Annotated in this window: 17 protein-coding genes; 6 read left to right on the forward strand and 11 right to left on the reverse strand. The window is 32.9% G+C overall.

Translation table 11 applies throughout. The annotated features are described in order from the left end of the window. Nucleotides 1–15: 15 nt before the first annotated feature. The 7 genes from OIU80_RS01205 to OIU80_RS01235 all read right to left on the reverse strand — a co-directional run bounded on the left by OIU80_RS01205 (nucleotide 16) and on the right by OIU80_RS01235 (nucleotide 12,079). Nucleotides 16–876 carry a hypothetical protein gene (locus tag OIU80_RS01205; RefSeq protein WP_264285289.1) on the reverse strand — a complete coding sequence of 287 codons (861 nt, stop codon included), beginning with the start codon at nucleotides 874–876 and terminating at the stop codon, nucleotides 16–18. Further along, nucleotides 864–7,583 carry an RHS repeat-associated core domain-containing protein gene (locus tag OIU80_RS01210; protein WP_264285290.1) on the reverse strand — a complete coding sequence of 2,240 codons (6,720 nt, stop codon included), beginning with the start codon at nucleotides 7,581–7,583 and terminating at the stop codon, nucleotides 864–866. The genes OIU80_RS01205 and OIU80_RS01210 overlap by 13 nt, the downstream gene beginning before the upstream one ends. 4 nt (nucleotides 7,584–7,587) lie before the next feature. After that, nucleotides 7,588–8,040, reverse strand: a complete 453-nt coding sequence (locus OIU80_RS01215) for a T9SS type A sorting domain-containing protein (RefSeq protein WP_264285291.1) — start codon at nucleotides 8,038–8,040, stop codon at nucleotides 7,588–7,590. A 20-nt stretch (nucleotides 8,041–8,060) separates the two neighbouring features. Continuing rightward, the gene (locus tag OIU80_RS01220) at nucleotides 8,061–9,095 is read right to left on the reverse strand and encodes a hypothetical protein (RefSeq protein ID WP_264285292.1); all 1,035 of its coding nucleotides are present in this window, start codon (nucleotides 9,093–9,095) and stop codon (nucleotides 8,061–8,063) included. Nucleotides 9,096–9,378: 283 nt separating this feature from the next. Beyond that, a complete protein-coding gene (locus OIU80_RS01225; RefSeq protein ID WP_264285293.1) occupies nucleotides 9,379–10,479 on the reverse strand; it encodes a DegT/DnrJ/EryC1/StrS family aminotransferase in 1,101 nt (366 codons plus the stop codon). Beyond that, nucleotides 10,476–11,453 carry a GNAT family N-acetyltransferase gene (locus tag OIU80_RS01230; protein ID WP_264285294.1) on the reverse strand — a complete coding sequence of 326 codons (978 nt, stop codon included), beginning with the start codon at nucleotides 11,451–11,453 and terminating at the stop codon, nucleotides 10,476–10,478. Before OIU80_RS01230 ends, OIU80_RS01225 begins: the two co-directional genes overlap by 4 nt. Nucleotides 11,454–11,473: 20 nt before the next feature. Next, nucleotides 11,474–12,079, reverse strand: a complete 606-nt coding sequence (locus tag OIU80_RS01235) for a trimeric intracellular cation channel family protein (protein WP_264285295.1) — start codon at nucleotides 12,077–12,079, stop codon at nucleotides 11,474–11,476. Nucleotides 12,080–12,257: 178 nt separating this feature from the next. On the opposite strand from OIU80_RS01235, the gene OIU80_RS01240 reads away from it, so the two are divergent. The 6 genes from OIU80_RS01240 (at nucleotide 12,258) to nudK (ending at nucleotide 19,704) form a co-directional block, all read left to right on the forward strand. Next, on the forward strand, nucleotides 12,258–13,055 hold the full coding sequence (locus OIU80_RS01240) for a TrmH family RNA methyltransferase (protein WP_264285296.1): 798 nt from the start codon (nucleotides 12,258–12,260) through the stop codon (nucleotides 13,053–13,055). Between the two features lie 10 nt (nucleotides 13,056–13,065). Further along, nucleotides 13,066–14,610, forward strand: coding sequence for a serine hydrolase (locus OIU80_RS01245; RefSeq protein ID WP_264285297.1), 1,545 nt, complete (start codon nucleotides 13,066–13,068; stop codon nucleotides 14,608–14,610). A gap of 308 nt (nucleotides 14,611–14,918) precedes the next feature. Next, entirely contained in the window at nucleotides 14,919–17,141 is a 2,223-nt protein-coding gene (locus OIU80_RS01250; RefSeq protein WP_264285298.1) for a RelA/SpoT family protein, read from the forward strand. A 91-nt stretch (nucleotides 17,142–17,232) separates the two neighbouring features. Then, entirely contained in the window at nucleotides 17,233–17,700 is a 468-nt protein-coding gene (locus tag OIU80_RS01255) for a Fur family transcriptional regulator (RefSeq protein WP_264285299.1), read from the forward strand. A gap of 95 nt (nucleotides 17,701–17,795) precedes the next feature. Continuing rightward, on the forward strand, nucleotides 17,796–19,067 hold the full coding sequence (locus OIU80_RS01260) for an adenylosuccinate synthase (protein ID WP_129537602.1): 1,272 nt from the start codon (nucleotides 17,796–17,798) through the stop codon (nucleotides 19,065–19,067). Between the two features lie 55 nt (nucleotides 19,068–19,122). After that, nucleotides 19,123–19,704: a GDP-mannose pyrophosphatase NudK gene (gene nudK / locus OIU80_RS01265; protein WP_264285300.1), complete on the forward strand. Its 582-nt coding sequence runs from the start codon at nucleotides 19,123–19,125 to the stop codon at nucleotides 19,702–19,704. Between the two features lie 63 nt (nucleotides 19,705–19,767). Here the strand turns inward: nudK and guaB are convergent, their stop codons facing one another. The 4 genes from guaB to OIU80_RS01285 all read right to left on the reverse strand — a co-directional run bounded on the left by guaB (nucleotide 19,768) and on the right by OIU80_RS01285 (nucleotide 24,373). Continuing rightward, nucleotides 19,768–21,240 (reverse strand): IMP dehydrogenase, encoded by a 1,473-nt coding sequence (guaB, locus tag OIU80_RS01270; RefSeq protein ID WP_264285301.1) that lies wholly within the window; start codon nucleotides 21,238–21,240, stop codon nucleotides 19,768–19,770. A 232-nt stretch (nucleotides 21,241–21,472) separates the two neighbouring features. Then, entirely contained in the window at nucleotides 21,473–22,873 is a 1,401-nt protein-coding gene (locus OIU80_RS01275; protein WP_264285302.1) for a DUF5723 family protein, read from the reverse strand. Then, the gene (locus tag OIU80_RS01280; RefSeq protein WP_264285303.1) at nucleotides 22,870–23,421 is read right to left on the reverse strand and encodes a hypothetical protein; all 552 of its coding nucleotides are present in this window, start codon (nucleotides 23,419–23,421) and stop codon (nucleotides 22,870–22,872) included. Before OIU80_RS01280 ends, OIU80_RS01275 begins: the two co-directional genes overlap by 4 nt. 85 nt (nucleotides 23,422–23,506) lie before the next feature. Further along, nucleotides 23,507–24,373, reverse strand: a complete 867-nt coding sequence (locus OIU80_RS01285) for a hydroxymethylglutaryl-CoA lyase (protein ID WP_264285513.1) — start codon at nucleotides 24,371–24,373, stop codon at nucleotides 23,507–23,509. Nucleotides 24,374–24,460: the final 87 nt, after the last annotated feature.

Below are 24,460 nucleotides of genomic sequence, written 5' to 3' on the forward strand. Positions count from 1 at the left end.
TACATCTAACATATGTTATTCAATTGTAATAACTTTAAGAAAAATTTCTTTATTTTTTATATGAGAATATTTTTTAAATCCATCTTCTATTTCTTCATAAAAAATATTTTCAGCCTCCCCTTTTGCAAGGTTTTTTATTTTTTCTGAACCTATATATTTTAAAATATATTCATTAGCTAGCATGTGCTGTCTTTTAGTTTCCTTTTTTATAACTTTATTTGAGAAGATCAATCCTCCTAAATTACCAACATAACTAGCATATAACTTATTATTGTTTTTAGAAACTTCAAATATGACATTTTCAATTCCAAAAATTTTAAAGATAAAAGTTGTTTCTTCTGTTTTTAAAATATCATTTAGTTTTTTATAGGATTTAGGAAATGATAAAAGAGAATTATAGATGATTTTTTCAGTGTCTAACTTATCTAACTTAAATTCTAATTTCATTGGGTTATCATTCTGAAGTACAAAATTTAAATCTGGAATATCAATTGCTGTAAGGATGTTATTTTCAACATCCAACACGACGACATTCTGCATTATAGATTTGCCTTCAAAATCTATAATGCATTCAATATTATTTTTGTAACAAAAAGATGGCCCTTTCTTTTTTATTTTAAAAATAGGAATACTATAAAAATGCAAATCCTCAAATTTGTATTTTAAACTTATACTTTCGTTTTTATTAGTATTTATCAGTTCTTTTTCATACAGTTCTTTTTGAAAGTTATATCTTTTTTTAAGACTATCAAAAGCAATATTTATATATTTTTGTTTATCAAAATTGATTTTAATTGTATCATGAGTTCTATTAGATTGCCCAAAACAATTAATGTTAAAAAGAAAAATAACAAATAATGTTTTTATTGTTTCCATATACTAAAAATTTGATGAATATTTTTTAAACTTTTTAATACACTTGTTCCACCTGAATTTGGATTCATTATATCAATTCTAAATTTAGAGAAATCAGATAAATATCTTAGTCTCGTTACTAAACTAGCATGTCCTAATGTACCATCAGGCATCCAACCTATTTGAATGATTCTATTCTGCGCCATCTGATTAGACATCCATGGTAGAGATTCTTTCGCATCATAATTATGATAATAACCGTTCCCTAACGGGTTAGTCGAATATCCTGTCCCATTATACATCCCCATTATTCTCATATTTTTAATCCCCCCAATGCCATTAGAATCAAGAGTATTAGCTCTTTTTAGCCAACTCAAATTATTAGCTTCCTGTCCAGAAACACCAAAATAGCTATCAACAGATAATTTACAAGCATGTGTACAATCAAATTCAAAATTTTGATTAGTCTGGGGAATTTTCATTTGTTGATCGATGTCCCATTTTGTGTCAGAAAAATTCACTTTGTTCGAGAAAAGAGATTTTTCTTGATACCCCATTTTTATCTCTTCCCACTTTTGACCTGACCAAAATTCTCTTCCTGAATTTTCAGCGTTAATTCCTCCTTGAATTCCTCCCATTACTCCTCCTACAATTGCTCCAGTCACAGCACCGCCCAAAACAGCTTTTAAAGTTATACTATTTCCTGTAAATGCTGCAGTAGCAATTGTTGAACCAATTCCTGATATGCCTCCAATTATGGCACCTTGATATGCACCCTGCCAAAATCCCATTGCAGGAGTACTAAATAATGAACTTGCTGCATTACCGATACCAAAAGTCACCGCAGCGCTTGCTGCACCAATAAATGTTGATTTAGCCAAGCCTCCAACACTAAAAGGGACATCTGCCAATAGAGCTGTCAAAGTATAGGAAAAAGCAGCTACAGCTGCACCAATACCTACAACTGCAAGAAAAGCAAGTTCACCGCTCGGATCAGTATATTTTAATGGATTATTAAGAACGTAGGCGTAACGATTATAGTTTTGTGTATTTTCTACCTCCTGTATAAAATTATCTGGTTGCAAAAAACGATGTAATTTCGGATCATACAAACGGCCATTCATATTGATGAGCCCCATACTTTGTACGTGCTCATGTCCTGTATAACCACGATCCAAAACTGTTAAGCCATCCAGAGTTACACCAGCACCATTTTGTACTTTGATTATCGCTCCCCAAGCATCATAAAGACGTTTTTCGACAATAGTTGCATTATTATCTGTAATAGCAATAATACTACCCTGATAATCACGATGTAAATATAAATAATTTGCAGGATTTATCCCATCCGATTTTAAAACAACTGATGCCGTATAGCCATCACCACCTATATAAGTTACAAACTCTACTGTTCCTGTTGTTTCATCTTCTTTAATCTCCATCGATCCATCTCCAGAGTAATGTTTACGATAACGACGTTGTAATTTATCATCTTGTAATCCACCATAAAACATAGTGCTACGATCATTACCATCATTATAAGCAAAATTTATATAATCGTTGTAAGTTCCATCACGTCCTTGTTCTCTTATTCTTACAGGACTTTTAAAAGTATTGTAGGTAACCTCTATTCCCAATCTTGGAGCTGTATTTGCTCCAGATCCTCTATTTTGATAATACGTTAAAGATTCTGGACTTAACGTTATCGAATTATTTTGATATGTTTTGTTAGGTACAGTATAGTTATATGTACCTACACTATTTTTAGAAATTTTACCTTTGGCATCATAACTCTGGGTTTCTGGAACTCCTTGCGCATTATAATAACTTGTTAAACGGTCTAATTCGTCATATTTAAAATTTTCATTCCAGTTAAATAAGCTATTAGTTCGGTTGGTTAGGTTGCCTCTTTTTGGTTCAAAAGTGGTTGTTAATGTCATAATATTTACAGGAGCTGTTCCTGTTTTATCATGTTTAAACTTTTCAGCATAACCATATTGGTCATACGTATTGTTAATCACGATACCATTTCCTAAAGAAGCACCAATGAGCTGTCCTCTTTCGTTTAGAGCATTGGTTTGCCATAAAATTTGTTGTGTCGTATCATCGACTATTTGCCAAGGAAAACCATTTTGGTACGTATTTTTTACCGTTTTAGCACTTGTTTTTCCGCTTGCTGCAGCTATTGAAGTTTCTTTGTCGGCTCTCCCGTATGTGTCATAGGTCAGTTCTTTTGTAAAAGTTGCATAAGGAGTTGTTTCTATCGTTCGCGATATTCTTTTATAAGTATCGTATTCATAATTATTGGTAATAACACTACTCTCAAATATATTTGTAAAAGTACTGCTTGTAATCTGGTTTAAACTATTATACGCATAAGTAGTTTTACTATCGGTATTCGTACCTTTAATTGTTTTTTCTGTTGTTTTCCCTGCATCATCATACGCAAATGAAGTAGTTCCATTAGGCGTAGTTTCTGTTTTTATTTGCCCAAAAGCATCGTAGGAATAGGTGTAGGTACCAGCACTTGGATCAGTCATGGCAACTTTATTACCCCAACCGTCAATAGATACTGTTACTTTATTTCCTTCATAATTGGACTCTTTAAGGCTTCCGTTAGCATAATAAACAAAACTGATAGTCCCACCAGGATCGGTAGTTTGTATTTTGTTACCCAGCGCATCTACAGTAGCCGTGGTAGTTCTTCCATCATCTGTGCTAGTTGTAGTTAATCCATTATATGCTATTGTCTGTATTTTATCAGTTGGTAATGTGATTTTTGTTGGCCTCATTAAATAATCGTATTCATATAAAGTCCATTTATCAGGAGAGGACAAACTAGGTTCACTTTCTTTAGTCTTCCTTCCTAATGCATCATAAACAACTTGTTTTGACACCATAGAATTAGCCGCAAATCCTTTTGTAGTAGTAATAACTGCTCTTCCTAATACATCAAATACAGTAATCGTTTTAGAATCCGTATTAGTTGTATTAGTTGTCATATATCCACCATCAGATCGTTTTTCATACACAATGTTGATAACAAGAGGTGTTTGTGAGACATTCGTACTAGTATTAGTTGTTAATTTTCCCCAATTGTCATAGGTAAAATCACTAACCACTCCCATATAATTGGTAGATTTGGTTACTTGACCTAATGTGTTATAAGCATAATCGGTAACAAACCCCTGATGATCTGTTTTTTTAATTACAAATCGTTTCGTACTGTCATATTCATCGGTAATCGTTCGGGCAGCTACTGGGACTGAAGCAGCTGGAGCACTCACTTTTTTAGTCAATAAATTTCCTACTGTATCGTAGATCATATCCTCTATTATAGCGTAGGTATTATGTCCTTTTTTTTCTGTTTGAGTTAAATTTGTTCCTGTATAGGTATATTTTTCCTCAGATGTTCTAGTGTCTCCCGTATATATAGTGCTAGAAGAATTTACTTTCTTTGGCCTTCCTATATAATACCCGTTACCAACTCCTGTAGGGTTGTTGTCATATTGTGTATTAGTTGTATTTGTCCCCTGAAGCGTTCCTCCGCTGTATTGTCTGGATATACTTTGTGTCTCCAAACCATAATAGTTTGTACTCTCCACTGTACCATCATAAGTAAAACTGGTTTCGTTTTTTATTCCCGTAAGATGATCTTCGGTAGTTTGTTTGGTCAACAATACATTGTAAACACTACTGTTTGTTGTTGGTGCATTTTCGCTTTCTATAAAGGGATAGGCTCTAAACATACTATTACCGCTTGCTTTTGCACTAAATCCTGGTTTTAAGATTATTTGTGGTGCCTGATAATTAACATTTAAATCATTGTTTATAACTGATGATGCTGTAATCGAATTACTCGCTTTGGTAGTTGCACTAGCAATTACAGGATTTACAATATTGATATCACTAGGCATAGGGATAGATGGTGTATTGCCTCCTTTGGAATAAGTAGCAAACACATTTGTTTTGGTGCTCAACAAATCTGTTGGAATTGCAGCAAAAACGGTTGATGCATTTGTACTAGACCAGGTAATGGTATTTGCTCCTCTAAGACTAGGATCATTGTATTGAGTAGTCCATATTTTAGCGTCTGTTGGAGATAAGTACCAACTACTTCTTGTGGTTCTGGTAAAACCTACTGTACCGTAATTATAATTAGACACATAACCTCTATACCTAAAATCCTGATATTTAGAAATACCATTTATTGTTGCTGTAAGTTTAGAAACTAAAAAACTCTCTGGATTTTGAATAATTTCTATATCAGGATAAAGGGCTGTATCGCTGGAAGAATAAAAATCAGTTGTGGCATTACCAAATCTAAAATCGACAGCTTCCATAGGTTGGTACTCGATAGTTTGCGTAATGTTTCCGCTAACCTCTGTTACCGATTTTAACCTGTTATCCGTATTTACATTTTTATTAAATTGATAATACTCAATTCTATTGTAATGTCCTCTAACAAGCACTAAATCAGTATTAGCAGCATTGTATTTGAAATTTGAAGCTATAGGGATTGGAACATCGGGAGAATTGGAATCAAAAACCTCTGAAGCATACGTCTGTATGAAAACAGAAGCACCGACTTTGCCAATATTATTAGTAAAGCCTGTTACTTGCCACTCGGTGTCATGGTCATTGATTGTTAATTTTGGTTTGTAGTAATTCCTCCAAACGCGTACCAAATCAGATTTCCCATCCTTATTGATGTCTATTGCATAGTAATTACTATAATGTCTTTGTGTTTTATAATCGTCATTTGTATCAGGTCTGTATTCTACAATATTATGAGCTTCTTTAGTAAAAAAATCCCCCCCAGCTGCATTTGAATTACTGTAATAGATGTGCCATTTTGCATGATCTGCACCTTCTCCTCCCTCTGTATCGGGTATCATAATATCTGTTTTTCCATCTCCATTATAATCCCCAATAAGAATCTGTTTCGTCTTAGAATATTTATCTAAATTTCCTGTTCCGATAATTTCTACTTCATGCCATGGAGCTGCTGTTAGCTGTTTGATGCTTACAATACGATAGTCTTTAGTTGTATTATCAATGAACAAAATATCCGTTTTTCCATCACCATTAAAATCTGCTACAAATTTATTTTCGTATTGTTTGCAAAAAACAAGTTCTGTCATAGTCATAAAATCTTTACTATTTAACTCAGTTGAAGCATTTGGGGCTAAGTTTAAATAATAAGTAAAATTAGGACAATAGCCAATACTCGTATTTTTAAAAACACAAGTACACATTAATGGCTCTCCATTTGGGCCAAAACAAGGGCCATCCATTTCATAGTGATCAGTCTGTAAATACTGAAATATTATCACTTCAGAAATACCATCACCATTGAAATCTCCCTCAATATATTGGTTGTTAAGATTAGTAAGATCAGTAACAGTGATTCCGCCTCCGTGTTCTGGAGCTCCTCCACCTCCAGTAATGCATTCCTCTTTATATACCAAGTTTGAAATGGGCACTGATTTTGAATTTACTAGATTTACAGTATTGTTACTGAGATTATAATAATTAAAGGTAATTGAATTAAGCTCTTCAACAGGATTTATCATACTGCTGAATTGATTCAGTTTCCCACTTGTTAAAGTTGTTGCTGCAAAAGTTTTATTAGTAGAAGTCAAAAAAGGCATAACAATAGGAGCGTTACCACTATTTTCTTGGAACAGTTTTGTATAAACTTTATCGCCCATAGCAAAATCCAATCGCCCATCACCATCAAAATCTCCTGCTACATCTACTCTATCAAAAGCAAGGTTATTTGTATATTCTTTTTCAATTCTTGTAGTCTTGGTTTCCGTGTTATCATACTTAAATATAACAGGATTAGAAGCTTCATCCTGCCCATTATATTCTTGTATCTGAGTTATTCTTTCATAACCTAAAATAGGGTCTGCTTCCTGAGTAAGTTTATACCTCCTAAATAAGGTATTATTTGCAGAAACTTGTATGTTATCCAAAATTTGGGTTGCATATACAGGGGCTCCATTTGCATAATCTTTCTCTATTCTTTTTGATCCTCTGTAATTAAAAACTATCTTATTTTCAGCTGTAATTCCTGCTATAGTATTCCCACTAAAAGCAATAGTATTAATATACAATTGATTAGTGTTATTGTAAGTTACTGTTTTATAATTGTAACTAATATAATTTCCATTAGAATCTTCATAACGTACAATATACCACGAGTTCACAGAAATCGAGTTTTGAAGATTTCCAGATCCTTGAGAACCATACCAACTTCTTGAACCATCGGGAGCCGTTACAACAAAATAAGTTGTAGTTCCTTCTTTATTTAATTCAATCTTAGTATTGCTTTTATATTCTGTTTCATAGGTTGATCCAGTTACCCAATAGGTTCCGGTTTTTAATAATAATCGCTGTCCATCAAGAGCGAGTTTGTCGTTGTCATCAAAATCGACTCCATCAGTAAAGCCATCAATATCCCTTCTGGTTGCCATGCGGCTAATCGCAGAAATACTATTAATGCTCCAGCCTTGTCCAGCTATCCCTCCTCTAACACCACTACTATAGGTAAGATTTATGATTGGTGCTACGCTTTTTATACTTGGCGGGATAGCAATAGGTAAAGTATAGGTTGCTGTACCTGAGTTCGAAATTTGTAATTCTCCTTTGGTATCTGTAAAATTCTGAGAAAATGTTAAATGAGTAACAAAAAATAAAAGTAGTAAGTAAAATTGCTTCATATAATTATTGCTTGATAATTTTTATTGTTTTTTGATCTCCGCTGGTATATATTAAAGCAACTATGTATACACCTGTTGGGTAACTCTGAAAAGAAATATTTTGAGTGTTTATTTTTTTGGTTTTATGGTAGGTATTTAGTGTTTGTCCGTTTAAACCGTACACCACTATAGATGAAACACTATTACCGTCTTTTAATTCCCATTTAAGATATAATTCTTCTCTTACAGGGTTTGGATAGTAAGATATAACATCTTCAGGAGAGAACTTTTGTAAGTCCTCATCTGTAATTGCATCAATCTCTTTGGGGATTTCTTTAGACATTTTGGCTGTACATCCTGAAAGGCATAATTCTCTCAAAGTTTGGTTGCCAGCAGCATCATAATTGAATGTGATTTTTTGCTGAGCAACTATATTTATCGAAAATCCGAACAGAATTAATAGTAAATAATATTTCATAGTTTTGTAACGTTACTGTTTTATTTCTTCTCTATTATCTTCTTCATTTGAGCTTTTAACTCTTCCATATCTTTATTCTGCTGAATTAAATAAAGAGTCAGTTCTTCTATTTTTTCCTGTTGGATTTTTACCATTTCACCTAACTCTAAACCTTTTTCTGTAACTTCTTTAGCAGAAGGCATATTTGGTAAATGGCCATTTTTATTTATAAATTTTTCAACTTCTTTTAAATTAGGCAATTTATAATCTTTACTAAAAACATAATCTGCCCAAGTGCTGTAAACTTTTATTTCTTCTGCTCTTATCTTTCCTTTTACAGAAAGTCTATAGGTATCTGCTCCATCTACAAAATTTGAGGTTCCGATACTCATATTTCCCATAGATACTATATTCCCTTCTATAAGAGCACTACCTGAACCATCTAAAAATGTTGCCCCACATGTACCTCTTTTTACTATCAACTTATATTTTGCATTTTCATCAGGTGTTAGGTTTTCATAACTTGAACCAATAATTAATTTAGTATTTGCCTGAGGAATAGAGATATGACTAAAATTACATCCGTCTGGAGTATTCTCTTCTGCAACTTTAAATGCATTTCTCTGTTTAGCATCATTTACTTCAAGGCCTCCGTATCCACCTGTCTCCGCATAAACCCTAAATCTTTGATTATCAGACCTGTCATCAATAGAAAACCAAAACCTCGATTTATTATTAATATTTGAAGTTGGATAATCAAAAAAATTCATCATTCTACTAGTGGCACTAACAAAATTACCTGCTGAAAAAACGTTACTCTTCACGTTTCTTTCATTTGCATCAATAAAAATTTGTCCATCAGGTAAACTATTAGTAAACACTCCTTTTTTTGCTTTGACTTCTCCATTAACTTCTAATGTCGATGTTGGATTATTAGTCCCAATACCCACATTAGTATTAGAAGTTGGTGAGTTTGGTAAAATACCACCACCTGTACCTGTACTAATTTGTGCATTTGTAGTAATAGTACTTAATATAAATATTCCAAAAGATAAAAGAGTAAAGGTTGGTTTCATTTTATTGTAGTTTTGTTTGTAGATTAATTCTCTCAAACATACTAAATAAAATTGCATGAAAACAAAAAAAATTAAGATTTTCTTAACTAATTAATTTTATATCTCAAATACATGAAAATGCTAATAGATAAAGAAAACGATTTATAACCTATGCTATATCAGCTCAGTTTTTTATAATTTTTGTCAAGGTTTTATAATACCAATTTTCAACATTACACTCAAACTATTTAAGGAAGAAATTTTAAATAGATTGGTCTGAGTATATTTTTTAACGAAATTCAAACTAGTATTTATTAATTATTTCGATAATAAAACTGACTTCTACATCTGTCAAAATTGGACTTATTGGCAAACTTAAAACTTCATTATGTATTTTTTCGGTAATAGGAAAAGATAAATTATTCCATTGTAGGAATGCTTTTTGCTTATGTGGAGGAACAGGATAATGAATCATGGCTTGAATATCATTCTCTAATAAATAAGCTTGTAAATCGTCTCTTTTTTCAGTTCGAATAACAAATAAATGGAATACATGATTCTCTGAAAAATCCCAAAAGGGTAATATTATTTTTTCATTTTTAATCTCAGTCAAATATCTCTTCGCAATATTTCTTCGTAGCTCATTTTCAGCATCCAAATTCGGTAATTTCACATTTAGGAATGCAGCTTGTAATTCGTCTAATCGCGAATTTACACCAACAAAATCATTATAATATTTTGTTTCTGAACCATAATTACGAAGCGAAAATAAAATCTTTGCCAACTCTGAGTCGTTGGTTGTGATTGCACCGCCGTCTCCCAAAGCGCCTAAATTTTTCCCTGGGTAAAAACTGTATGCAACGCTTGATCTTTGATTGCCGATTACTGATGGCTGATTGCTAATTGCCCCATGGGATTGTGCTGCGTCTTCAACAACTAAAAGATTACTTACATAGGCTATCTCATTTATTGCATCCATTTCTGCCAATTGTCCATATAGATGAACTACTAAAATCGCTTTAGTTTTTGGTGTGATTTTTTCCTGAATTAAATCTGGATTAAGATTATACGTTTCTAACTTTGGCTCGACCAAAACCGGAACTAAATCGGCTTGCAAAATAGCTAGAATACTGGCTATATATGTATTTGCAGGAACAATAACTTCATCCCCTTTTTGTAATTTCCCTAACTGAATGTATGATTTAAAAATTAACGTTAAAGCATCCAGACCATTTCCCACTCCGATACAATGTTTTGCACCACAATACGCTGCAAAAGATGCTTCGAATGTTTTGACTTCTTTACCTAAAATATACCAACCATTATCCAAAACTGCATTCATTTTTTCTTGAAATACCTTTTTGTATGGCTCGTTTATTTTCTTTAAATCTAAAAAAGAAATCATAGTAAGACATTATTTAATAAACCATAATTTATTGTTTCTACTTCGTAAAAATCGTGGACAATTGTACTCGCACCAAAGCTTTCTTTCCAATATGACAATCCTTCATTTAACTTTTTCCCTTGATTCTCATTAGAAATTCCGAAATCAAAAAACTGTTTTTCAGCAAATACTTCTTTTATCAAAAATTCAAATAAAAAATCTAAACTTCCTAAATTATCTTGGTTTTCATTTTTAGAAATATACTGGCAATGTGCTACATTTTTACTTTCAAAAACTGATGTTCCTGCTACTATTTTATCATTCTGATATACATTAAACTGGCGAATATTATCTGGAAAGATATTTTTTAGTAAGTGTATTTCTTCTAAGGTATGAACTGGCTTTGCCTTGTGCTTCTTATCTAAATTAGGAATCAGGATTTCGTTCCAAAAGCCTTCAAAATCATCCTCCTCTCTGATAATTAAATCATTAAGAATAGCTTTTTGAATACCTCTTCTCCTAATTTTTGATATTTTATTTTCATGAGATAAATTCAAAACTGACAACGAATCCCGTCGAACCAATTTTGCTTCAGCTAAAAACAATGCATATTGAATTTCTTCACTAGGTTTTAAATGATAAATTGCTGGAAGCGTCTTCAAATGTAATTTTACAACAGCCTTCTCATTAAAAAAAATTAAAATATTTTTAAAGATTTCGATAACTGAAACAAGTTTTGCCTTTTCATCATAAACCAAACCTCCATAAGTCAGTCCTTGATGTGAATACACTACATCATTAACTCTATTTGCAGGTAAAACCGAAACTAATTTTTCATTTTCATAAACCAATAAGGAGAAATCTTCAAATCGGTCTTTATGATATTCCATAAAATCACGATGAAACAGGAAAGTAGCATTTTTGGCTTGACCAATAAAGTCATTCCACTTTTCATAATCTGTTTCCTGATATAATTTTACGGTGTAGTTTTTCACAATTTATTATTAGAATTCATTTATCGCTTGTGTTCTAATGCTGGTAAATACCATTTATATTTTACTGCCATTAATCGAACTAAAATTATAACAATACAGGTTACGAGATACAAAATATCATCATTTAGATTCCATTTTTTCAATACAAAAAAGACAATACCTCCTAGAATACAAATCGTAGCATAAATTTCTCTTCTAAAAATTACAGGAATTTCGTTACATAAAATATCACGAGTAACGCCTCCAAAGCAAGCTGTCATCGTCCCCAATGCAATACAAATTATAGGATGTAAACCAGCAAGTATTCCTCTTTCTAACCCAATTAATGTAAAAACACCTAAACCTATCGTATCAAACAAAAACAAGGAAGTTCTTAGTCTATCAAATTTTTTTCTAAAGATAACCGCTAGAATAAATCCCAAAAAAATAACATAAACATACTTTAAATCAAGCATCCATCCCACAGGTGTTCTACCAATTAAAACATCACGTACTGTACCTCCACCGACTGCAGTAACAAAGGCAATTATAAAAACCCCGAATGGATCCAGTCTTTTATTCATTGCTGTCAACGCGCCAGACATAGCAAATGCCATTGTCCCAATGATATCTAATAAGCTAAACATTTATATGCTTTTAAAATGAAAATAAAATCTACAATTCTGACAAAAATAAAGAAATACTCTTTATAAACTGATGCTAACTGCAATTAATAAATTTAGTGATTTTCTAAAAAAAAGTATTGAATTTAAAATTTAAAAAATCTTATTACCTTAGCCACTTACAAACTCAGCACCTTTTCCCTTGAAACAAATTACTTCGATACAAAACCCATTCATAAAATCATTAGTGTTATTGCAAGAAAAAGCAAAAGCACGTAAACAAACAGGAACGTTTTTAATTGAAGGAAAACGTGAAATTTCATTAGCTATAAAAGGAAATTATGAAATAGAAACAGTATTGTTTTTACCCGAATTAATTTCAGAAAACGAAATCAACAAATTAACAGGCAAACAAGTTAATTTAATCGAAATCAATAAGGAAGTTTATCAAAAACTGGCTTATCGTGATACGACCGAAGGTGTTTTGGCTATAGCCAAAACCAAATCATTACAATTATCAGATTTAAAATTAACAGACAACCCATTGATTCTTGTTGCCGAAGCCCCAGAAAAACCTGGGAATATTGGTGCGCTATTACGTACTGCCGATGCAGCCAATTTAAATGCAGTAATCATTGCCAATCCTAAAAGCGATTTGTACAATCCAAATATTGTTCGCTCTAGCGTAGGTTGCTTATTTACCAACCAAATTGCAACAGGGACAACTACCGAAATTATTACTTTTTTAAAAGAAAATAAAATTAATTTTTATTGCGCTACACTTCAAAACTCGACTTCTTACCACACACAGGACTTTACTACTCCAACAGCCTTGGTTGTAGGCACCGAAGCCACAGGATTAACTCAAGAATGGAGAGATGCAGCAACTCAAAATATCATCATCCCAATGGAAGGTGAAATAGACAGCATGAATGTTTCAGTTGCGGCAGCCATATTAATTTTTGAAGCAAAAAGGCAACGAGGTTTTAATCAATTATAAAATTTAAAGCATGAACTATAAAGTATCACTCTTAGCACTATTATTCAGTTTCTCTATTTCTGCACAAATTACCAATAAAGAAGTTGATACATTGGTAGAAAATACGCTAAAAACATTTAATGTTCCCGGAATTGCTGTTGCTATTATTAAAGATGGAAAAATCGTTCATGCTCAAGGTTATGGAGTAAAATCTATCTTAACAAAAGAAAAAGTAGATGCAAATACGTTATTCGGAATTGCTTCAAACAGTAAAGCTTTTACAAGTGCTGCTTTGGCCATCTTAGTTGATGAAGGCAGAATCAAATGGGACGATAAAGTGATAAAATACCTTCCTAATTTTAAAATGTACAATGAATATGTAACACAGGAATTTACGATTCGTGATTTACTAACTCACCGCAGCGGGCTAGGTCTTGGAGCAGGAGATTTAATGATATGGCCTGACGGAAGTGATTTTACAGTACAGGATATTACCCAAAACTTACAATATTTAAAACCTGTTTCGGGTTTTAGAACCAAATACGATTACGATAATTTATTATATATAGTTGCTGGAGAAATCGTTCATGCTGTTAGCGGAAAAAGTTGGGGCGATTTTATTGAAGAACGCATCATGAAACCACTAGAAATGAATCATAGTGCTGCATCCTTTTTACGTTTAAAAGACTCAACAAATATCATTGTTCCACATGTACCTATAAACGGAAAACTAAAAGTAATCAGCAGATATAAGAACCAACTTTTTGATGCTGCCGCTGGTATTTATTCTAGCGTAAACGACTTGAGTAAATGGGCAATTATGCAAATGAATAATGGAAAATATGGCCCAGAAAACAAGCAGTTGTTTTCCGAAAAAGAACATGACGAAATGTGGCAATTACAAACTATAATTCCAGTAAAACCTAGAGCACCATATAATACTCATTTTAGCGGATATGGTTTAGGCTGGTTTTTGAGCGATGTAAAAGGAAACAAACAAGTTACTCATACAGGTGGCTTAGAAGGTATTGTTACTCAGGTTACTTTAATTCCTGAACTACAATTAGGAATTATAGTCTTAACAAATCAGCAATCTGGTGCAGCATTTACAGCTATTACCAATACTATAAAAGACAGTTATTTAGGAATTAAATCTGAAGATTACGTTGCACTATACAGCAATCGCATGAAAGCCAATGTCGAAACTGCAGATAAAGTAACTGATGCAGTCTGGGCTGTTGTTGCAAAAAATAAAAAAGACAAAATAAAAACTGATTTCTCCAAAATTACTGGAACTTACAAAGACAATTGGTTTGGAGAAATAACGATTATTGAGAAAAAGGGGAAAGTTTATTTTGCATCAAAACGGTCTCCACAACTGGTTGGAGAAGTATTCTTTTATAAAGATGGGAATTATGTAGTAAAATGGGATAATGCTTATTTTCATGCCGATGCTCATTTATTCTTTAAATATGATTCTAACGGAAAAGCAGCAAACTTAAAAATGGAGCCAATATCTGAATTAACCGATTTTAGTTACGATTTTCAAGACTTGGACTTTACTAAAATTCCATGAATTTTATAGTTTCCGAGCAACAAAGACTCAAAGTAACAAAGGACAAAAAAAGAAAATATATTTAGAGGATGCAATAGCTCTTTATTTTAATTCTTTATCAGACAAACCCATTTAAATCTTTAAAACTCAAACAACAAAACATAACAACTTAAAAATCAAAACACTATTTTAGGATAGTGTTTTTTTATGTTTAAAAAATATTTATTTTTTAAAACATTTTATTCTATTTTCAATATTTAAAACACTCCCATTCCCTTGTGTATATTGAAACTTATTCTTATTTTTAGGGAATTGAACCAGGCGTACTTATGACAGAGATAGATATTGAAAAAGAGAATAAAGCAATCGCACAGGAATACAAAGAATTGCTTCGAATTAGTTATCAGACTTTAAGTCCTACAGACAAAAAATTAATTCGAAAAGCTTTTGATGTTGCTGTTGATGCTCATAAAGAACAACGACGAAAATCGGGTGAAGCTTATATCTTCCACCCTATTGCTGTTGCAAAAATCGTCGCTTCCGAAATTGGATTGGGAGCTACCTCAATTGCTGCTGCCTTATTACATGATGTTGTTGAGGACACTCCTCTGACAGTTCTGGACATTGAACGCTTATTTAATCCTAAAGTGGCACAACTTGTAGAAGGATTAACTAAAATTTCGATGGTGCAAAGAGATTTAAATGCATCAATGCAAGCGGAAAATTTCCGTAAAATGATTCTTACTTTAAATGATGATGTTCGTGTAATTTTGATAAAATTAGCCGATCGTTTGCATAATATGCAAACAATGGATTCAATGGCTGAGTACAAACAAACCAAAATTGCATCGGAAACTTTATACATTTATGCGCCTCTTGCTCACCGCTTAGGGCTGTATAACATCAAGACTAAACTTGAAGATTTAGGATTAAAATATACTGAACCAGAAGTTTATAATGATATCGTAAGTAAAATTCGAGAAACTAAAGAAGAACAAGACGCTTATATCAAAGATATATCGGATGTACTGAAAAAATCTTTGGATGAAGAAGGAATTGAATACATGATAAAAGGGCGTCCGAAATCTATTTATTCCATTCGAAGAAAAATGCGTGCACAAAACGTAAGCTTCGATGAAGTTTATGATAAGTTCGCGATTCGAATAGTGTACAAATCCAATCCTCATGACGAAAAGTTTCTAGCTTGGAAAATATATTCTATCGTAACCGACCATTACCGACCAAGCCCAAGTCGCTTACGTGATTGGATTTCATCACCAAAATCTACTGGCTATGAAGCTTTACACATAACTGTTATGGGGCCAAAAGGCCGCTGGATCGAAGTTCAGGTTCGAAGTGAGCGCATGGATGAAATTGCTGAGAAAGGATATGCGGCACATTACAAATATAAAAATGGAGCCACAGAAGAAAGTGGCCTTGATGTTTGGCTAAACCTACTCCGTGAAGCTTTAGAAAACTCAGAAACAAATGCAGTAGATTTTGTTGAAGATTTTAAAATGAATTTATATTCAAAAGAAATCTTTGTATTTACCCCAAAAGGCGAAATTAAATCACTTCCAAAAGGAGCAACTTCATTAGATTTTGCCTTTAGCATTCACTCCGAAATAGGAATAAAAACTCGCGGAACACGTGTTAACGGACGATTAGTACCGCTTAACTACGAATTAAAAAGTGGTGATCAAGTTGAAGTTATTACTTCTCAAAACCAAAAACCAACCATAAACTGGCTGGATTACGTTACCACATCCCGAGCAAAAACCAAAATTAAAAACGTTTTAAACGAGAACACCAAAAAGATTGCCGAAGAAGGAAAAGAATTACTTACCCGTAAACTAAAGCACTTAAAAATAACAATTAACGAACAAGTTATAAACGAGTTAGTTAATTTCTTTAAACTCAAAACAAGTTTAGATTTATTTTACAGAGTGGGAGTTGGCGCAATCGAGAATCAGCAATTAAAAGACTATGCTGCCCAAAAAAGCAACTCGTTTATTAATTTCTTTAAAAACAAGATAAAACGCAACAATACCACTACAGCCGATACAGACATTCATAAACCTGTAATTAGCAGTAATTATGATATGTTGGTTTTTGGAACAGAGCATGATAAACTTGATTATAAATTATCACCATGCTGCAATCCAATTCCTGGTGATGATGTTTTTGGTTTTGTAACAATAAATGAAGGAATAAAAGTTCACAAAAAAGACTGTCCAAATGCCATTGGTATGCAATCAAACTATGCTTACCGAATTATGACAGCCAAATGGATTGATTCATCGCAAGAGGAATTTAAAGCTATTATAAATATTACCGGAATGGACGTTTTAGGACTGACCAACCAACTAACCAAAGTTATTTCTAATAACATGAACGTAAACATTCAGAGTATCTCTTTGAGTACCGATGCAGGAATTTTTCATGGTCAGATTGCGGTAATCGTACGAAACAACTCTATACTAAAGAAAATGATTAACAATATCAAAAAAATTGATGGTGTAGAGAAAGTAACCAGAGAATACAGAACGTAAGTCCCTGAATTTTTAAGATTAAACATTTGAACGTGAAACTTTAAACAGGAAACTTTTATTCATTTAAAATAATAAATTATCTTTGCAGGATATGACACTCATTTCAACTGACAACAACAAAAATCAAGAAATTGTAAAAAATGTTTTTACATTATATCTTGAGCAAAAAGGCCATCGTAAAACTCCTGAGCGTTATGCTATACTTCAGGAAATATACGATAGCGAAGAACATTTTGATATTGAAAACTTGTATATCAAAATGAAAAACAAAAATTATCGTGTAAGTAGAGCTACTCTATACAACACGATAGAGTTATTATTAGATTGTGCTTTAGTTCGTAAACATCAATTTGGGCAAAATCAAGCCTATTACGAGAAATCGTATTTTGACAAACAACACGATCATATTATTATGACTGATTCTGGTGAAGTAATCGAATTTTGCGATCCTAGAATCCAAACCATAAAAAAAACAATCGAAGAAATATTTGATATCGAGATCACGAATCATTCCTTATATTTTTACGGAAACAAAAAACAAAAAATAGACAATCAATAAAAAAGATTGTTCTCAAAATATTTAAATAAAATAGACAACTAATTAATCTGAGCAGGTAGCAAAAAACTACCTCTACAATTAAAATTAAAAACAGAATGACCGTAGATTTATTACTAGGATTACAATGGGGAGATGAAGGTAAAGGAAAAATTGTAGACGTTCTTACCTCGAATTATGACATTATTGCTCGTTTTCAAGGTGGGCCAAATGCAGGACACACTTTAGAGTTCGACGGAATAAAGCATGTTTTAAGAACAATTCCTTCAGGAATTTTTCACGAGAAATCTATTAATATTATTGGTAATGGAGTTGTAATTGACCCTGTGGTTTTTCAAAAAGAAATTGAAGGTTTAGAGAAATTTAATTTAGACATCAAAAGCAAATTAATTATATCTAGAAAAGCACATTTAATTTTACCAACACACCGCCTACTTGATGCAGCTTCGGAAGCATCAAAAGGAAAAGCAAAAATTGGTTCTACATTAAAAGGTATTGGTCCAACTTACATGGACAAAACAGGTAGAAATGGTTTACGTGTTGGGGATATCGAATTAGAAGACTTCAAAGAACGCTATAGAGCATTAGCCGATAAACACGAAGCTATGATTGCTTTTTATGACGTTGCTATCCAATATAACTTAGCAGAACTTGAAAAAGAATTTTTTGAAGCTATTGAAGAATTAAAAAAATTAGATTTTATTGATAGTGAAGAGTATATGCACCAAGCTCAAAAAGCAGGTAAATCTATCTTATGCGAAGGTGCTCAGGGATCTTTATTAGATGTAGATTTTGGAACATATCCTTTTGTAACATCATCTAACACTACTGCTGCTGGAGCATGTACTGGTTTAGGAATTGCGCCAAACAAAATTAAAGAAGTTTACGGAATTTTTAAAGCATACGTAACTCGTGTAGGAAGTGGTCCTTTCCCAACTGAACTTTTTGACGAAGTTGGAGCTACAATGGCAAAAATTGGAAACGAATTTGGTTCAGTTACAGGAAGACAAAGACGTTGTGGATGGTTAGACTTAGTAGCATTAAAATACGCTGTTCAAGTAAACGGTGTTACACAATTAATGATGATGAAAGGGGATGTACTTTCTGGATTTGAAACTTTAAAAGTATGTACTGAATATAATTACAAAGGAAAAAACATTTCTCACTTTCCTTATAATATCGAACCAGAAAATGTAACTCCTGTCTATAAAGAGTTCAAAGGATGGCAAGCAGATTTAACTGGAATGACAACTTACGAAGAGTTACCAGCTGAATTAAAAGAATATATCGAGTTTATCGAAAAAGAAGTTGAAGTACCTATCAAAATTGTTTCTGTAGGTCCAGACAGAAAACAAACGATACTTAAATAAAAAAACTAAACGCTCTGGATTTCAGAGCGTTTTTTTTGCCCAAAAAAATTGACACATGAGCAATCCTAAAATAAAAATAACAGAAACTAAACTGTTATCTGATAATTGGTACATATTAAACAAAGTAACTTTTGACTATCAAAAGAATAATGGAACACAAGAAACTCACAACCGAGAAGTATATGATCGAGGAAATGGAGCTGCAATTTTACTTTATAATTCCAAAAAGAAAACAGTAGTTCTTACCAGACAGTTTCGCATGCCTACTTATCTTAACGGGAATGATTCTGGAATGATGATTGAAGTCTGTGCTGGACTATTAGACAAAGACAATCCTAAAGAATGTATCATAAGAGAAACTGAAGAAGAAACAGGATATCGGTTAAAAAATGTAGACAAAGTAATCGAAACTTATATGTCGCCAGGATCTGTTACCGAAATTTTATATTTATTTACAGGAGAATATGACCAAACTATGAAAGTTAGTGAAGGCGGAGGGCTTGATAGTGAAAATGAAAATATTGAAGTACTAGAAATTACTTTTGATGAAGCATACAATATGATTGCGACTGGCGAAATAAAAGACGCTAAAACCATTTTATTATTACAACACGCTAAGATAAAAGGATTAGTTTAAAAACATAAAAAAGGCATAAGAAACTAAATCTTATGCCTTTTGTTTTATATAGAACCCTCTAGATTATCTTGAATAATTTGGAGCTTCTTTTGTAATTGTTACGTTATGAGGGTGACTCTCTGTAATTCCGCTTGACGTGATTCTAACAAAACGTCCTGACTCTTGCAAAGTAGGAATATCTTTTGAACCACAATATCCCATTCCTGCACGAAGTCCTCCAATGAATTGTAACATACTTTCGTTTAATTCTCCTTTATAAGGAACACGACCTACAATTCCTTCTGGAACTAATTTCTTAACGTCATCTTCAACATCTTGAAAATAACGATCTTTTGATCCACCTTCCATAGCTTCTACTGAACCCATTCCGCGGTAAGATTTGAATTTTCTTCCTTCAAAGATGATAGTTTCTCCTGGAGATTCTTTTGTTCCTGCTAATAATGACCCTAACATTACACAGTCAGCTCCTGCAGCGATAGCCTTAGGAATATCTCCTGTATAACGTATTCCTCCATCGGCAATTACTGGTACACCAGTTCCTTTTATTGCTGCAGCTACTTCTAACACTGCTGAGAATTGAGGGAAACCAACTCCTGCAACAATACGAGTTGTACAGATTGAACCTGGTCCGATACCTACTTTTACCCCATCGGCACCATTTTCAACTAAATATTTAGCCGCTTCTGGAGTTGCGATATTACCTACGATAACATCTATTCCTGGGAATTTGCTTTTTACTTCTTTTAATGTATTTACAACACCTTCGGTATGACCGTGAGCTGTATCAATAATAATTGCATCTACACCCGCATTTACAAGCGCTTCAGCTCTTTGTACTGCATCACCCGTAACTCCGATTGCAGCTGCAACGCGCAAACGTCCGTAAACATCTTTATTAGCAATTGGTTTTTGTGTAAGCTTTGTAATATCTCTAAAAGTAATTAATCCAACTAGTTCATAGTTTGCATTAACAACTGGTAATTTTTCTATTTTATGCCCTTGTAAAACTACTTCGGCTTGTTCTAATGAAGTTCCTTCTGCTACAGTTACTAAGTTTTGACTTGTCATAACCTCAACAATTGGTCTTGTTCCATTTTTTTCGAAACGTAAGTCACGATTAGTAACAATTCCTTTTAGAATTCTGTTTTCGTCAACAATTGGAATTCCACCAATTCCGAATTCTTTCATCGCCATTTTAGCATCGGCTATTGTAGAAGTTAATGGCAAAGTAACCGGATCGATTATCATTCCAGATTCAGCACGTTTTACTTTACGTACTTTGGCTGCTTGCTGCTCGATAGTCATGTTTTTATGCAAAACACCTATTCCTCCTTCTTGCGCCATAGCAATTGCCATTGCACTTTCGGTAACGGTATCCATAGCTGCAGATACAATTGGAACATTTAATGTTATATTTCGAGAAAATTTTGATTTGATACTCACTTCGCGAGGAAGCACATTCGAGTAGTTAGGTACTAATAATACATCGTCGTAAGTTAAACCTTCGCCGATAATCTTGGAGTTGTGTGCTTTCATGGTGCAATTTCTAGTTGAATTGCGTGCAAATATAGTAAATAAATTGAAAACTTTTACATTATACTATTCATAAATTTTAGTAATCACAAATTATACCCGTTAATTTCTATTAAAAAAAATCTTAAAACCACTACTCTTCTAGCCTAGATAGCAATGGAAATCCTTTATTGTTTTTCTTTAAAACAATAAAGATTATAATGAATAGCTGGATTAGCTTCTAATAAAAAATAACTTAATTCTCTTCCGAATTTTCTTTAAAAATAAAATTTAAACCGAATTGGAATGTTGCACTATTGGCTTTTGTAATATCCTTGTATTCCAAAATATTATCAAGCATAGCATACAAATTAAACTTTCCAAGTGTTGTTGAAAACCCAAAACCTATATTTTTAGAAGAATAAGAATCGACCGTATAAGTTGCTTTTACTTGCAGGTTTTGCAAAAGTGTACGCCTATAAAAGGCCGTTAAAGCTGTCAGTGGCGTTCTAGGCGTAGACATTACAAATAATTGTACCCCAACTCCATTGAGATATTCAGTTTTATTATGTGTCTTGCAATTGCATTCTTCATCTAATCTGGATTCCCCAAAAGAATATTGAATTGATGAATTAAATTTAACAGGACGCCAAGTGGTATATTTATTATAAAGTGTATCTCTTGGAATTGCTGCTTCAAATTCATCAAATACATTTTCTGGCTTATTAGGATTGGTAAAATTCGGGTTTACACCTTCATATTGATAATAACCTTTATAAGTAAGATTTTCCACTTCTTTACTATGACGAATAAAACCAACATCGATAACACTTGCTGTAAACTGAATATTCTTTTTAGGATAATAGGTTATTCCTGCATCAAAGCCAACTCCATAATTCCCACCCAAAAAAGTTTTATGGGCAATATCTGAAGCGATGCTCCCATTATAATCGTCTTCGAGATATTCGGCAATTCCTGAAGATTTTAATTCCAGATTAGAAGAAATTATTTGATTATACATTGTTGTGTTCGACATTCCTGTATAGATATATCCTGAATTTTTGGTAGAAGTTGCATTTAATCCGCTTGAATATAATTTTGCTCTCCCTCCTAAAACCAGCTTATCGCTTACCTTTTTATGATAACCTATGTGAAAAACAGAAAGCACTTCGGCCTTGACACTTAATTGACTTAAATCGAATGATTTTCCTATGTATTTTTGATTTCCATCTAATGCCAACAATGCTAAATCTTTGGGCACATACATAAAGAAATCAGCTTCTTGATACACTCCAAACGAAATATATCCTTTATTTTCACGCCCCCCGAGTTTAAATCCCCCCGAGAACAATTCAATTTGCTCATTAACCGAAACCACATCATTTTTAGATGCTTTATTTACTGCATTTCTCAATTTAGTATTAAAATCGACTCCATTATTCGCAAACAAATCATATGCAGAAAAACTACTTGAACCTACATTTGCCGAGATACCCGATAATAACGGTATTCCAAAATAATATTTATACGAAATATCCGTACCCGGGTTTACAAGCAATGATTGCGGAACAGAAGTAAAGTTATACAAGACTTGCTTGTTCTGTGTTAATCCAGAAACACTTACCGCTAACAACAAAATCAAATAAATTTTTCTCATTTTATCTCGAAGTAAAGGGTTGCTCCTGAACGTAACTTTAAATTCCCTGAACTATCTGCTGTTAATGGTGTTCCCGCAAGCATAGTGATTCTTATTTCTAGCTTGACCGCCTTTTTTAATAAATCTAGTGTTTGATTTTCGAAAACATCAGTATGCTTTACACTATTTGGCGTGTTTACATATGCCGGAACATTTATTTCTGTATCATGCATGACTTGATTATTTTCATCTAAAAAAACCATGCCAACAATATAAGCTCGAGATATTGTATTTTCAATTTCAAAATTGAACTCCGCTTTCTTTAAGTTATCTCTAAAAAAACTATCTCTAAATACATCAAAATCCTTTGCGTCAAAAAAAACATTTTGCTCTGTTCCATTATCAACAAATGCACTTGCTTTAACATCAAAATAAGTTAAATTGGCAACAATAACAGGTTCTAATGTAAGATCTTTAGTCTGATCAAAATCTAAATCACTCGCGCACGAACAAAACAATACCGCAACGATTATTAACCTAAGAAACATATTATGGAGATATGGTTTCATTGCAAAATTATTTTAGTTTAATACTATGCTAACAACGGATTTTAATTCTCACTTATTACTTCTTTGTAAAAAAATTAATGATTCTTTAATGATAAGCACCAAACAGCTTTGAAGCTTCATTATAAGCGCTTTCAAAACTCATTGCTCTTATATTGGTATTTTGTTTTTGTGCTGTAAAGTATGATACCATTTTTTCTGTTGGCATATTCCCTGTTAACTTATCTGTTGCCATCGGACAGCCTCCAAAACCTTGAATTGCTCCATCAAAACGGTGGCAACCAGCATGAAAAGCGGCATCAATTTTCTCAAACCAAGTACTAGGTGTCGTATGTAAGTGCGCACCAAACTCAATTTTAGGATATTGTGCAATTAAATTCGAAAACAGATAAGTTATAATATCTGGCGTTGAACTACCTACTGTATCTGAAAGTGAGAGTATCTTCACTCCCATTTTAGAGAGCTTTTCTGTCCATTCTCCAACTATCTCCACGTTCCAAGGATCACCATATGGATTTCCAAATCCCATCGAAAGATAAGTTATAACTTCTTTATTCCTTTTATCCGCTATTTCTAATATTTCCTGAAGTGTAATTATCGACTCAGCTATTGTTTTATGCGTATTCCGCATTTGAAAATTCTCTGAAATCGAAAAAGGAAAGCCTAAATATTGAATCTCCTTATGCTCTGAAGCTATTTCTGCACCTTGTGTATTTGCTATAATCGCCAGTAATTTACTGGTTGTTTGCGACAAATCTAGTTGCGCTAAAACGGCAGCAGTATCTTGCATTTGAGGTATTGCTTTCGGAGAGACAAAACTCCCAAAATCAATAGTATCAAATCCTACTCGCAATAAAGACTGGATATAAGAAACCTTATTCTTAGTAGGAATAAATGTTTTAATGCCTTGCATGGCATCTCGCGGACATTCGATAATCTTAATTTCTTTACTCAAAGCAGTTCTGTTTCTAAATGCTAAGTTACTCTCTTTTTTATACAAATAAAAAATATCGCTTTGTTTATTTTATTACACATAATCGTA

Origin of the sequence: Flavobacterium frigoritolerans, assembly GCF_025847275.1 — a bacterium.
GTDB classification, from domain to species: Bacteria; Bacteroidota; Bacteroidia; order Flavobacteriales; family Flavobacteriaceae; genus Flavobacterium; species Flavobacterium frigoritolerans.